The following is a 12,878-nucleotide window of genomic DNA, read 5'->3' on the forward strand; positions in this document are numbered from 1 at the left end:
GTTCCAATTGACCTGGCGCATATTCGCTGCCCGAACATCCTCAACTGGCCGCCGACCGCGTGCCAGGGACGGTGACTGCTCCCGAGGCCACCCACCGTCCGGACGTAGCCGAGATGGCGGAGGCGTTCGTATGGTGAGTTACCGCAGTGCTGCTGCGAGGTCGGCGGCGTTGTCGAACGCGGGTGCCGCCCCTTCGGATTCGTCTTGCGTGAGCGTGACGGCCTGGGCGCGGGTCAGCATCTCGGCCGCAGTCTTTGGATCGTGCAGCACCATCGCGAGTTCGGCGCGGTAGACCAGGGACCTCGTCACAGGTGGCGGTTAGCTTGCCGTCCCTGGGCAGCGCTGAACTGGATGAGTTGATCGTCGCGGACGCCGAGGCGCTGCGCGCGTGGTTGTCGGACCACCACGATCCCGGGTCCTTGGCACTGCCGTGCTGCCGGTTTCTCCTCGGCTCGGCGAGCGGCTGACCGAAATCCTGCAACAAACCTGCACATCGCTACGCTTGTCTTGCCGGCAAGCGCTTTCCTAGCCTGGTATCACATCGATGTTTCGCTCTATAGCCAGGCTGATGACACGAACATGTAGCCACTCTGCGGTGTCGGGCTGTGCAGGAGTCGCCTCGCACCGTGCTCACTCCCCGAGGAGATGAACAGTGAGAACTACAGTGCGACAAAGGCTGCTCGCCGGCGGCACCGCCGTGGCCGCCGCAGCCGCCGTTGCCTCGGCGCTGCCGGTGTCCCAAGCGTCCGGCTCAGCTGACGGTCTCGCCGCCGTGTCGGTAAGCGCCAACGCGACGAACCTCAGTCTCGGGGCTGGCTCCGACGGCTCTAGCAAGGCCAGCGGCACCAGCTACGGCAATGTGATCGATGGCGACATGGGCAGCTACTGGTCGCCGACCGGCACGACCGGTCGCATCTCCGTCAAGTGGGGCGCCGCCACCACTGTGGCGTCGGTGAACATCCGGGAGGCGGCCGGCGCGGTAGGTGTCGTCGGCTCCTGGCGACTCGTCAACAATGACACCGGCGCCACCCTGGCCAGTGGTGCCGGGGCCGGGGTCATCAACTTCCCCGCCACCTCGCTGAAAAAGATCAACTTTGAGATCACCGGCGCGAGCGGCACGCCGAGGATCGCCGAGTTCGAGACGTACGCCTCAGGTGCGACGCCCGGGCCGACGACCCCGCCGCCGACGCTCGGGCCGACCACCCCGCCACCGAGCACGCCCCCACCGACCAGCCCACCCCCGCCGTCGAGCGGCACGCTGTACGTGGCGCCGACCGGCACCGACAGCGCGGCCGGCACGCTTGCGAACCCGACGACGCTCACTTCCGCGATCACCCGGATTCCCGCAGGCGGGACGATCTTCCTGCGTGGGGGCACCTACCGCTACTCGCAGACCATCACCATCGCTCAGGGCAACAACGGCACGTCGAGCGCACGCAAGAACATCTTCGCGTACGCGGGTGAGACCCCGATCCTGAACTTCTCGGCGCAGAGCGAGGACCCGGCCAACCGGGGCCTGGCGGTGGGCGGATCGTACTGGCACATCCGCGGCATCATCGTCGAGCGGGCCGGCGACAATGGCATCCTGCTGGCCGGAAACAACAACATCATCGAGCGTACGATCACCCGCCACAACCGGGACTCGGGGCTGCAACTCTCGCGGCTGATCGCGAACGCGCCCCGCGACCAGTGGCCCTCCAACAACCTCGTGGTGAGCACGGTGTCGCACGACAACGTCGACTCCGACGGCGAGGACGCTGACGGTTTCGCCCCGAAGCTCACCGTCGGCCCCGGCAACGCCTTCCGATACACGGTGGCCCACAACAACATCGACGACGGCTACGACCTCTACACCAAGAGCGACACCGGGGCCATCAGCGCGGTGACCATCGAGTCCTCCCTCGCCTACAACAACGGCACCTTGAGCAACGGTGGCCAGGCCGGCAACGGTGACCGCAACGGATTCAAGCTCGGCGGCGAGGACATCGCGGTGAACCACACCATCCGCGGCAACATCGCCTACGCCAACGGCAAGCACGGGTTCACCTACAACCGCAACCCCGGCACGATGACGGTGTCGAACAACGCCAACATCGGCAACGCCGAGCGCAACTTCAACTTCGACGGCGGCTCCTCGGTGTTCCGAAACAACACCTCGTGCAACGGCGGCTCGAACGACCGGATCATCGGCAACTCCGACAGCTCGAACCAGTTCTGGTCCGGCACCAACGGATCCCGGTGTTCCTCGTACACCGGTGCTCTGGGCTGGTCCTTCGCCTCCGACGGTCGGCTGGTCGTTACCTTCGGCGGCCGAGTGGTCACCCCGTAACCAGCGCGGCCGACGCCGGCGTCACCGCCGAGGTGACGCCGGCATCGGCTATCGAGCCCTACGAGCTGGGCCAGTGGTGCTACGAACTGGCAAGGTCGTGGGCCGGGTCGCCTTCTCGGCCACCCCTCACGCAGATCCTTGCCTACTACTGATCGGGCGCCACTGGCGGATCAGCGCATACCGTGCGGCAGGTCATTTGGTGCTGTTGGGGGACGAACTCGGCGATGGCGAGACGATGACGTCCGGGCGGTTCTTACCACTTTTTGGACCATGGTCATGAGTCCGATGGTCGCCGGTCATGCGTGCCGGCTCTTGCCGGCGATCATGTCGACGAGGGTGTCGATCAGGTCTTCGGCGGAGACGCCTCCCCACTTCGGGTCGGCGAGCTGGCTACTGGCCTCCAGGCCGGCGATCCCGTTCGCGCTGCTGATGAGCAGGGCCGCGTATCGGCGGGCGTCCTGCTCGCCCACCAGGTCGGCAACGACGGCCAGGAACTCGGTCTGGCTTCGCTGGGCGGCCCGGGCGAGTGCGGTGGGGTCGCCGGGCGGATTGCTGAACATGAGCTTGTAGAGGTGTGGCTGAAAGCGGCCGACGTCGATGAGCGCAAGGAGACCGCCGCGCATCTTTTCGGCGGCCGACAGGCCCGGTTCCGCGCGAAGGGCTTGCATGCGGTCTCCGAGCGTGTCCCATGCCCGGCTCCCGACGGCGATCAGCAGGCTCTCCTTGTCGAGAAAGTGCCGGTAGGGCGCTCCGCGGGTCACTCCGGCGCGCGCCCCCACCGCGCGCAACGTCACGGCGTCGAGGCCACCGGAATCGAGCAGCTCAGCGGCCGCGTCGAGCAGGGCGCGGCGGGTGGCAGCAGCTGATTCGGCACGGCTGATCACGCGGAGGATTCTAGCCCACCTGTGATGACTAAGTCACCCGAACCAGTTGACGCTGTCATCTCACTACTGCACACTCAAGAGATGACATCGTCAACTGAAACTCGGGAACTCGTGGTCGTGACCGGGGCGTCGACCGGCATCGGCGCGGCCACCGCGCGGGAACTGGCTCGGCACGGCTTCCATGTCCTCGCCGGTGTACGGCGCGACAGCGACCGGACACCCCTGCGGGCCGACCGCATCGAGCCGGTGACCCTCGACATCACCGACCCCGACCACGTCGCCGCGCTCGCCGCATGTGTCGAGCGGGGTCCGCAGCCGCTGCGGGCGCTGGTCAACAACGCCGGCGTCCCTGGCGCCGGCCCGGTCGAAGTGATGCCGCTCAGCGATTGGCGGCGCATCTTCGAGGTGAACCTCTTCGGCCACGTCGCCGTCACCCAGGCCCTGCTTCCCGCGCTGTTACGTGGCAAGGGACGCGTCGTCAACATCAGTTCCCTCAACGGCAAGATCTCGATGGCCGGCTACGGGCCGTACGCCGCCAGCAAGTTCGCGATGGAGGCGATGAGCGACGCGCTGCGCAACGAACTGGCCCCCCACGGTGTGCAGGTGGTGGTGGTCGAACCGGGCGGCGTCAAAACCGAGATGTCCCGCGTCGGCCTCGCCGCCCTCAGCCGCCTCGACGAAGCGATGACGCCCGAGCAGAACGCGCGCTACGGCACTCTGATGCAGGCAATACCCTCCCACGTGGCGGCGTTCACCAAGGCCGGCGTGACCTCCGACGTCGCCGCGAAGAGGATCGCCAAAGCGGTGACCGACGCCAGGCCCCGCACCCGTTACACCATCGGCGCGACGGCTACCTTCCTCATCCGGGCCTCCCGCATCCTTCCCGACCGGATGCTCGACCGGATGACGACCTCCAACCTCCGCAAGCACTACCCGCCCGAGAACCGTGACCGAACGACCGCTACATGGTGAGCACCTCTGCCACCGAGGGTGCGCGTGGTGCCTCGGCGCGCCGGTCACGCTGAGTACCCGTCAGTCTCGGCGTTGTTCCTTGGGAGACGCGCCGAAGCGACGCGTAAAGACGGGCCGGCCGACGACGCGGTCGACCACCGGGGATCGGGGAGCAAGTGGTAGCAATCGGGCGCGCTGAACGGCTCTGAACCGCGCCCAACGGCGTCGAATGGCACTCAACTGCACCCACCACGACCTGCGGCTTCTCCTTTCTGCAGGTCAGAGTGGGTGCAGCGTCCCGCTTCACACCGAAGCAGTCAGCCCTGCTGCTGTCGACAGCAACGGTGACAGCAGCAGGGCCGAACAGGGAGAGCCGGAGCCAGCCGGCGACAGATCACCGCCCGACGTCAGAGACGTGCGTGGACTGAGTCGGACGGAGCGCGCAGAACTTACAAGCGAGAGGTCGGGGTGCCTGCCCAGGATGCAGGGCTGACCGGCGTGTGAGGGTTATGAGGCGGCCTGCGGATCGGTAGCGTTGAGCGTGAATGCGGCCCGATGGGTCGGTGGTGCGTCCGGCGCTACGCGAGGAGGTTCCGGGTGGATTCCTTGCCGGAGTTGACGTTCGGGCAGCGGTTGAAGGTCTACCGGGAGCGGTCCGGGAAGACTCGGGCGGTGCTTGGTGGGTTGGTGGGCCGTAGCGCCGAGTGGGTAAAGGCGGTCGAGACCGACCGGATCTTGCCGCCGCGCCTTCCCATGCTGGATCGGATCGCGCGTGCTCTGAAAGTCGACGTGTCTGCCTTGGCTGTGGAGCTGGGTGACCGGTCTGCGGTGGTCAACGGGCCGGAGCATCCGGCGTTGGCGTCGGTGCGGGATGCGGTGAACCGTGTCGCGTTCGCCGGTGACGTCCCGGCGGAGTCGTTGTCCAGGCTGAGGGAGCGGCTTGCGGTGGCGTGGCGGGCACGTCATCAGGCGTCGGACCACCGGACGGTGCTGGGCGGGTTGTTGCCGGGGTTACTGCGGGATACGCAGCATGCCGTGTTGGTGTACGAGGGCGACGAGCGGCGGCAGGCGCAGGCGCTGTTGGCGGAGACGCTCGGGTTGGCGCAGATGTTCATCGCGTACCAGCCGGCTGCCGAGTTGTTGTGGCGGGTGGCGGATCGGGCGATGGTGGCGGCGCAGGAGTCCGGTGATCCGGAGCCGCTGGCCGGTGCGGGGTGGTTCCTGTGCCAGGTGCATCGGGACGCTGGGGATTGGGACACCGCGATGGCGGTGACGCTGGACGTGCTGTCCGCCTTGGAGTCGGCGACGGTCGACGGAAGCACGAATCTGCTGGCGCTGTGGGGTGCGCTGAACTTCGAGGCCGCGTACACCGCCGCTCGTGCCGGTGAGGAAGGGCGGGCCTGGCGGTACTGGGATCGCGCGGATCGGGTGGCGCAGCGTCTGCCGCAGGGCTTCTACCAGCCGCAGACGTCGTTTTCCCGGGTCATCATGGGCGCTCACGCGGTGACCGTGGCGGTGGAGTTGCAGAAGTCCGGCGAGGCGGTGCGGCAGGCCCGCCGCCACGATGCGGCGGCGATCCCGTCGAGGCCGCGTCGGGCACGCCATCTGATCGAGGTCGCGCGGGCGCACTACGGCAAGGACGACACGGAAGCGACAGTGGCGACGCTGCGGCAGGCGTACGAGTCGGCCCCGGAGACGATCCGCTACAACGGGTACGCCCGCCAGATCACCTTGGACCTGCTCGACGGCCCGCGTGCCACCCGGGATGACGCCCGTGATCTCGCGGTCCGAGTTGGACTCGTCTCGTGATCGAGAGGTAGGAACCTTACCCATTCCGCCGCGCAACCGAACGTAGCTTCTCGCTCACGGGATGCGGCGGGCGGTGCGAGTCACGCCCGGTCGCCGCGTCCCCCTTAATCAGAGGGCGACGAGGCTGCCCTCGTGAGCGACGAGGGAGGGTGCGTGCGGCGCGTCTCGTACGACGAGTACCTGTCGGCCACCGCGTTGACCTTCGCGCGGCGGCATCGCCCGGTGTGGTCGTGGCAACCGTGGCGGCGTGTCTGCCGGTGCGGAGCCGACCTGCCGTGCCGTGCTCGGCACCGTATCCCGATCAACCGGGGCCACTGGCCGCAGGAGAACGAGCAGTGACCGGCGGCCCGGAGCAGGCGATCCTCGTGGTGCACGTCCGAGGGCTCGACGGCATGTGCGCCGGATGCCGGGCGTGGTGGTCACGGCTCGCCCCGTACCCCTGCTGGCAGGTGGAGTGGGCGACCAGCCGGCAGGCCCGCGCGAGCGTCGCTCGGTTCCTGGAGGGGGTGCGGTGACCACCCACAGCCCGGTCCTGCCGATCTGGAGCTGCGGCGGTTGCAACCTGCCGTGGCCCTGTCCGACCCGGCGGCGGGAGCTGCGCGCGGAATACGCCGACGCGCCGGTGTCACTCGCCCTTTACCTCGGTGCCTATCTCGTTCAGGCGGCCGAGGACATGCCCTGGGCACCGGCCGGCGCACTGCACCGCCGGTTCATCGGCTGGACCCGGCAGCCGCCGGAAGTACAGCAGCGAAGTACAGCAACCGTGCCAGCCGAACCGGGCCGGAACGGGCGTCACCAGGCCGGATGACCTCGCATCAAGCCCGATCCGACCAGCTCGCCGAGAGTTCACACCGAAGAGGTCACTGGTTCGATCCCAGTACCGCCGACCATCGACAACTGTCTCTTGCCATGCGCTCTACACCGGTGTAGGAAAAGTAGTGCGCTGGTGTGAATGGACTGTCGCGGCTGTCGGGAAGGTTTCGGTGGCCGATCTCGATGGTGAGGCGCGTGCCTTCGATGCGGGAGGCCTCGACGCTCTGAGAGGAGCAGCAACGCGATGTCACACAGCAGTGGCCCCCGAGTGACAAGCTTTGTCGCAGCCGCGGCTTTGGTGGTGTCAGTCATCGCGGCCGCCCCGGCGGCTGTCGCGACCGACACGTGGCATTCGAACGACGACGTCTATCACTACTTCAAGGTGCCGCAGTCGCAGGTCAGCAGCATCGTCGGCGGAACGCCGGCAACGCTCGAACTCGAGGCGAACATCGGCCCGAGCGGCACCTGGTCGGCGCTCGCGCTCGACCCGAGCGGCTCGGACTACACCGCGAACGTCGGTCCGCTCGAGCCCGGGCTGTACTACTACCAGTACACGGCGACCATGCAGGACAGGTCGAAGGTGTCCTTCCGCCAGCCTGGTAGCCCGGTGGCAGTGACGTCGAAGCCAAACTGGAACACCTTCTTCGTGCCGGGTGAGTCGGTCGCGTGGATGGACGACGTCGCTGCGGGCGGGACGGTGGAGGAACTGCCCTACCCGAGCGCAGCGGTGGCGGAGGGCCGCACCGCCTTGGTGTGGACTCCGCCCGGCTACGACTCCGCCCGGGCCGAGGCGTACCCGGTCCTGTACCTGCTGAGCAGCGAGGGCCAGACCGCTCGTGAGTGGCTGGAACTTGGCCGGGCGAAGCAGGTCCTCGACAACCTGGTCGTAGGCAGGGATGCCAAGCCGATGGTGGTCGTAATGGCGGACGCCGGATCCGCCGACCCCCGCGCCGAGTTGCTCAACGCCATCGTCCCCGCGGCACGGGCCGGCTACAACATCTCGTCTCGGCCCAAGGGGCAGGCGCTGGCCGGTGTCGACACGGGTGCCGAGCAGGCGATCAGCATCCTCCGCAGCGATCCCGGCGCATTCGCCTACGTCGGCTCCTTCTCCGGCTCTGTCGACGGCCCGATCACCAAGGCGGAGGCCAAGGCGATCAACAAGGGCACCAAACTGCTCCGGGTATACGTCGGCAACACGCTCGATCCGTCCTACAACGACAACTACGCCCTGCTGGTGGACCTGAAGAAGTCCGGAGTGAAGTTCGAGTTCGACGGCGTCAATCCCGACGACGGCGCCACCTGGGACGCGTGGCGGGAGAACCTGCGAGACTTCGCCGCTCGGCTCTTCGGACAGAAGGGCGTCCGCCACGGCGCCAGCAAGGGGCACCGCGCGCTGACCCGGCCGTACGAGCCCCCAGCGGCCGGGTCGATCACGACCCCGCACATCGACCGGCACGGCATCGTCACGTTCGAGACCGGCACCCAGTGGGCTGGCGCCAAGGACGTCACGATCTGGGGCAACTGGGCGCCGAATGGCCAATGGTTCCGGATCCCGATGAACAAGCAGCCCGACGGCCGCTGGCGAATGACGATTGGACCGCTCGACGGCTACCACTACTACCGGTACGTGGTCGACGGCGTCGACATGAAGGACCCGGCCGACACCGTCAACACCCACGTGATGGAGTCGCAGCTTTTCGTGCCGGGTAGGTCCGATGCGATGCTGGCCGATGTCCCCGAGGGCAGGGGCGGCACGGTATCGCTGATGACCTACGACGGAAGCCAGGACGCAGAGCGCTACGCGTACGTCTGGACGCCGCCAGGCTACGATGCCGACCGCGAAGCTACCTACCCCGTGCTGTACCTGTACCACGGCGGGGGCCAGAACTACGGCAGCTGGCTCGAAACCGGGCGGGCCAAGCAGATTCTCGACAACAGCTACCTCAACGGGACAATGGTGCCGATGGTCGTGGTCATGCCTGACCAGAACGGCGTCGACTTCTGGACCGACCTCAGCGGGCACGTGATGCCAACCGCGGCGGAGAAGTACAACATCTCGACTGATCCGGATGAGCAGGCGCTCGCCGGTCTGTCGTGGGGAGGCATGAACACCCTCGGCACCTGGCTCGGCCACCCGGGCGAGTTCGCCTACGTCGGTGTCTTCTCGGGGTTCCTGTTCTCCTACCCCAGCGGCGTCGACGTCCAGGCGGTCAACGAAGGCACCAAGCTGGCACGGCTGTACTCCGGTGACATCGACTTCACGTACACGTTCACCCAGAACACGATGCAGTGGCTGACCTCCCAGGGCATCGAATACGAGTACGCCGGCACCTGGGTCGGACCGCATGGCTTCGACATCTGGATGGCGAATCTGATCGACTTCGTACCGCGGATCTTCGCGCCGGAGCACCGGTTCGGCGGGGTGCGGCCACCGCTGGCCGGCGACGGCTCCGACATCGTCAAAGCCGGACGCGCCGTGCCGGTCAAGTTCACCCTGACCGGCGCAGACGGCGAGACGGTCACCGACGCGCGGCCGCGCCTCTACCTCGTGAAGAAGACCGACGGCGTGGCCGGCAACCGCGTTCCGGCCACACCTGTCGAGAAGAGGGCGGACAACACCGCACGCTACAGCGCCGCAAGAAATCAGTACGTCTTCCACTGGGACACCACAGGGCTCGCCCCGGGTGCCTACGAGTTGCAGATCGACCCGGTCCGCGGCTCCGTTCACGCCATCGCCCTGACCGTCAACTGACCGCGCGTCACGCGGCCGGCGCGCCCGCATCGGGCGGGCCGGCCGCTGCGTCCCGGGGTTGTGAAACGTGCAGTCTTATACGCTGGCCGACGAATCGACGACCGGCGGGGAGGGGCCGTGGCACGCAAGACCAACAGGTCGGCGACGATGCGCGACGTCGCCCGACTCGCCGGAGTGTCGATCAAGACGGTGTCCAACATCATCAACGGCTATCAGTACGTGCGTCCGGAAACCCGCGAACGGGTGGACGACGCGATCCGTGAGCTGGGCTACCACGTGAATGTGTCGGCGCGGAACCTCAGCCGAGGCCGGACCGGGGCAATCGCTCTGGTGCTGCCCTCGCTGCGCGTTGTGTACTTCGCCGAACTTGCGGACGCCGTCATGCGAGAGGCATCCGGGCGGGGCCTGACCGTCTTCATCGAGCAGACCAACGCCGAGCGCGACCGCGAGTTGCGGGTACTGGACGGCAGCTACCGGTCACGCTTCGACGGCGTGCTGTACTCCCCGCTCGCGCTGGGCCAGAAAGACCTCCCGCTGTTCGACGTCGACTTCCCCCTCGTGCTCCTAGGCGAGCGGGTGTTCGATGGCGGCCTCGACCACGTCACGATGAGCAACGTCGAGGGAGCACGTGCGGCGACCGACCACGTGCTGGGCCGGGGTGCGACCACGGTAGTTCCCCTGGGAGTCAAGGACGACCCGTCGCCGAGCAGCGGAACGCTGCGGTTCCAGGGCTTCCGGGACGCCCTCCAGTCACGAGGGTTCGACGTCGACCCACGTGCGATCATCGGTGTACCCGACTATTTCCACTCCACCGGCGCCACGACGATCGCTCGCATCCTTGACAGCGGCGTCAAGCCCGACGCGGTCGTGGCGTTCGCCGACACACTCGCGCTGGGTGCGCTCGCCGCCTTTCAGGACCGCGGCCTACGGGTACCCGAGGACATCCTGCTGATCGGCTTCGACAACATCGACGAGACGAACTACTCCCGACCTCCGCTGAGCACCATCGACCCCGGACGCGACGTGATCGCACACCAGGCAGTCGCCCTGTTGGACGAGCGGATCCAGCTCCAGTTCGACGGTGTGCCGCGAGAGGAACAGCCGGCGCCCCGGAGGATGGTCGTCGACTTCGACCTGATCCAGAGGCAGTCGACGCTGCGCTGAGGCCGACCTGGGGGAAACGTGAGTCCCCGGTTGGCAGTGCGCGAACCACCTCGGCCAGATGTGCGATGGGCTGGGGATACGCGTTCTCGCGGTGCGGGTCCGGTATCGAACGTGTGGTTAGCCGGGTACTCCGCGAGCTCCGGCCGATAGAGCAGCGGTACCCGCCGCTCGGCGGTGGGGTTTGCGCCGAAGGTCGACAGCTCGCCAAACACCTTGTGCTGGATGTTGCTGTTGCCGACCGTTACCCCGTGTGCTCCGGTCACTGACAGCCGGAGTCTTGATCCGCCACAATGGATCAGATTATGAGGACTGCGGGTGGAGCCAGATCCGCTGTTCATGTGATGCTGCAGGTTCACGGGACTGTTCCGCCTGACAGCCTGACCCCCGCGCCTCAGACCGCGAGACTGATCAGCACCCCCCGTTTCGTCTCTAGCAACGCCGCCGCCCGCGCCACCAGCTCTTTGGAACCCGGATTGTCGCCGGGTACCAACGCCGCCGGAAGGCAAGGATCTCAACGCGGTATCGCGCCGCCCGGTACCGATGTCCGAGGCGATGTCTCTGCTCGGCGTGACGCAAGACGGCCAACGCGATACGTAGAGCCGCGGCTTGGGCCTCCGTAGGTCGGGATCACCCCTCGTGCGCAGGTAGCAGGACACCTGGCGGGTCGACGGCGAGCCCTGCTGCGGCCCGGCACAACCTACCTGCTGGCCGCGAGGACGGAGCTGGGGCGTGGTACGCATCAGTCTGGTGGGCGGGCGGACTTCCAGGTCGTCGACCGAGCCGCGGCCCATGCTGGGGGCCCGTGGCCGATCGGGAGGGCAGGGTCGACCGCCAAACGGCGGCCCGAGGAGCTCCCCACGAGTTCCGCGGTGGCCCGAGGAACTCTTTGGGGAGTTCCTGACCGCCGCCCTTCGGCCAAACAGCTTGTGGCCTGTCGCCCTGGCCTGGGCGACAGGCCACAAGCCGTCCTGGCGAGGGCCTCGAACCGGCCTCCTCGAAGAGCCACCGATGGGGCCGTTGGTGACTTCCCCCTGTCAGGGGGTCGCGCCGCCGGCTAGTGTTCAGTTGGTGATTTGGTACCAACCTCAGCCTCGACGCGCGGGAGTGCCCGCCTCGCCGGTCTTGCTCGACTTGTTGATATCGGCCGGTTTAGGTTGCAGTGGGTCGGCCCCGAACGTCTACCTGGCTTCGCCTCGCGCTGCCCGTTCCGCGTTCGCGATGATCGCAGCTTGGAGCCATTCCGCTGCGCCGGGGCGCGTGTTCTCTTCGATCCCGGCGCGGAAACGCTCATCGTTTACATACAGCTCACTCTTCTGCACATGAAACTCGTGGTCCATCACGTAGAACCAGCGGCTGATGTGTGCGCGTTGCGCTTCTGCCAAATCCATTGCTTCGTCGCTTGTCGGGTCTGCTCCGGCGTCCATGAGTTCGAGGATCCGCTGCTCGATCGCCGCGTTGCTCGCGTTGATCTGCTCCCAGTCCTCTTTTGTGTAGGTTGACACTTTTCGAGCGGACTCTTCGTAGGCGGCGGTGTCACCCCATCGGGCTTCGACCTCGTCCAGCAGTTCGTCCTCCCGTTCGGCGAACTCGCCCCACTGTTCGCGCTTATCGGCTGCGGACATCGGTGATTGCATTTTCCTCTTGCTCATGAAGTGCACGCTAAAGCCTGACGTAACGACAGGGTCAAGCCTCACCGCAAGGTTCAGTCGCAGGGTCCCGTGGCTTCTACGAGCAACTCCTGGATCTTGCAACGCTTCGACATCGAACACCTTCCGCCTGCTCAAACAGACTCTCGGCTGGACCTGCCCGAGGATCCGCATCCTACAAGCCACCCACCGATGGACCTGGCTCATCCTGGCCGTTTACGCGCAGCTACGCCTGGCCCGCAGTCTGACTGACAACTGACCTACGGCGGGCCTGGGGGAAACCGACACCACCCGAACGCCTTCCCCCCGCCCGCGTCCGGCGCGGGTTCCGGCACCTCCGCGCGAAGACCGGATGCCGGCCAATGACGCGGTAAGCGGCGGATCTCGCTGCCGCAGTCGTGGACCAATCGCGGACCCGAGGCCCTGCCGGAACGGTTCGGCGTTGACGGGCTCACCGTCGTGCGAAAGCAGCGTCAAGGCGCGCACCTCCTGCTCCTCACTTTCGTGCCGAAGGGGGTCTGTGGATCTAA

General features: G+C 67.1%; 9 protein-coding genes and 3 pseudogenes. 9 read left to right on the forward strand and 3 right to left on the reverse strand.

Annotated elements, in window-relative coordinates; genetic code table 11:
- Positions 1-138: 138 nt before the first annotated feature.
- A pseudogene (locus Van01_RS31990) lies at positions 139-297 on the reverse strand (DUF8817 family protein); the annotation flags it as partial.
- A gap of 35 nt (positions 298-332) precedes the next feature.
- Here Van01_RS31990 and Van01_RS33955 point away from each other — a divergent pair.
- Positions 333-407 (forward strand): annotated as a pseudogene (locus tag Van01_RS33955) (YdeI/OmpD-associated family protein); the annotation flags it as partial.
- Between the two features lie 245 nt (positions 408-652).
- The gene (locus Van01_RS31995; protein ID WP_239099423.1) at positions 653-2,329 is read left to right on the forward strand and encodes a right-handed parallel beta-helix repeat-containing protein; all 1,677 of its coding nucleotides are present in this window, start codon (positions 653-655) and stop codon (positions 2,327-2,329) included.
- 296 nt (positions 2,330-2,625) lie between these two features.
- On the opposite strand, the gene Van01_RS32000 is transcribed toward Van01_RS31995, so the two are convergent.
- Positions 2,626-3,213, reverse strand: a complete 588-nt coding sequence (locus tag Van01_RS32000) for a TetR/AcrR family transcriptional regulator (protein WP_239099424.1) — start codon at positions 3,211-3,213, stop codon at positions 2,626-2,628.
- Positions 3,214-3,294: 81 nt separating this feature from the next.
- Here Van01_RS32000 and Van01_RS32005 point away from each other — a divergent pair, with 81 nt between their 5' ends.
- From Van01_RS32005 to Van01_RS32030, 6 genes are all read left to right on the forward strand, one after another.
- A complete protein-coding gene (locus Van01_RS32005; RefSeq protein WP_204015586.1) occupies positions 3,295-4,185 on the forward strand; it encodes an SDR family oxidoreductase in 891 nt (296 codons plus the stop codon).
- A 576-nt stretch (positions 4,186-4,761) separates the two neighbouring features.
- Positions 4,762-5,973 carry a helix-turn-helix domain-containing protein gene (locus Van01_RS32010; protein ID WP_204015588.1) on the forward strand — a complete coding sequence of 404 codons (1,212 nt, stop codon included), beginning with the start codon at positions 4,762-4,764 and terminating at the stop codon, positions 5,971-5,973.
- Between the two features lie 149 nt (positions 5,974-6,122).
- Positions 6,123-6,488 carry a hypothetical protein gene (locus Van01_RS32015; RefSeq protein WP_204015590.1) on the forward strand — a complete coding sequence of 122 codons (366 nt, stop codon included), beginning with the start codon at positions 6,123-6,125 and terminating at the stop codon, positions 6,486-6,488.
- Complete coding sequence (locus Van01_RS32020) at positions 6,485-6,781, forward strand: hypothetical protein (protein ID WP_204015592.1); 297 nt, start codon at positions 6,485-6,487, stop codon at positions 6,779-6,781. Before Van01_RS32015 ends, Van01_RS32020 begins: the two co-directional genes overlap by 4 nt.
- A gap of 306 nt (positions 6,782-7,087) precedes the next feature.
- The gene (locus tag Van01_RS32025; RefSeq protein WP_204015594.1) at positions 7,088-9,538 is read left to right on the forward strand and encodes an alpha/beta hydrolase-fold protein; all 2,451 of its coding nucleotides are present in this window, start codon (positions 7,088-7,090) and stop codon (positions 9,536-9,538) included.
- A 117-nt stretch (positions 9,539-9,655) separates the two neighbouring features.
- A complete protein-coding gene (locus Van01_RS32030; protein WP_204015596.1) occupies positions 9,656-10,702 on the forward strand; it encodes a LacI family DNA-binding transcriptional regulator in 1,047 nt (348 codons plus the stop codon).
- A gap of 1,178 nt (positions 10,703-11,880) precedes the next feature.
- Here the strand turns inward: Van01_RS32030 and Van01_RS32035 are convergent.
- On the reverse strand, positions 11,881-12,351 hold the full coding sequence (locus tag Van01_RS32035; RefSeq protein ID WP_204015598.1) for a TipAS antibiotic-recognition domain-containing protein: 471 nt from the start codon (positions 12,349-12,351) through the stop codon (positions 11,881-11,883).
- Between the two features lie 93 nt (positions 12,352-12,444).
- Between Van01_RS32035 and Van01_RS33680 the strand changes: the two are divergent.
- Positions 12,445-12,704 (forward strand): annotated as a pseudogene (locus Van01_RS33680) (NF041680 family putative transposase); the annotation flags it as partial.
- Positions 12,705-12,878: the final 174 nt, after the last annotated feature.

It is taken from the genome of Micromonospora andamanensis (assembly GCF_016863495.1).
Classification (GTDB): Bacteria; Actinomycetota; Actinomycetes; order Mycobacteriales; family Micromonosporaceae; genus Micromonospora; species Micromonospora andamanensis.

Bases quoted from the DNA above. Each gene is read 5' to 3' on its own strand.
- Van01_RS32005 (WP_204015586.1), top strand. From the start codon at position 3,295: ATGACATCGTCAACTGAAACTCGGGAACTCGTGGTCGTGACCGGGGCG.
- Van01_RS32035 (WP_204015598.1), bottom strand. From the start codon at position 12,351: ATGAGCAAGAGGAAAATGCAATCACCGATGTCCGCAGCCGATAAGCGC.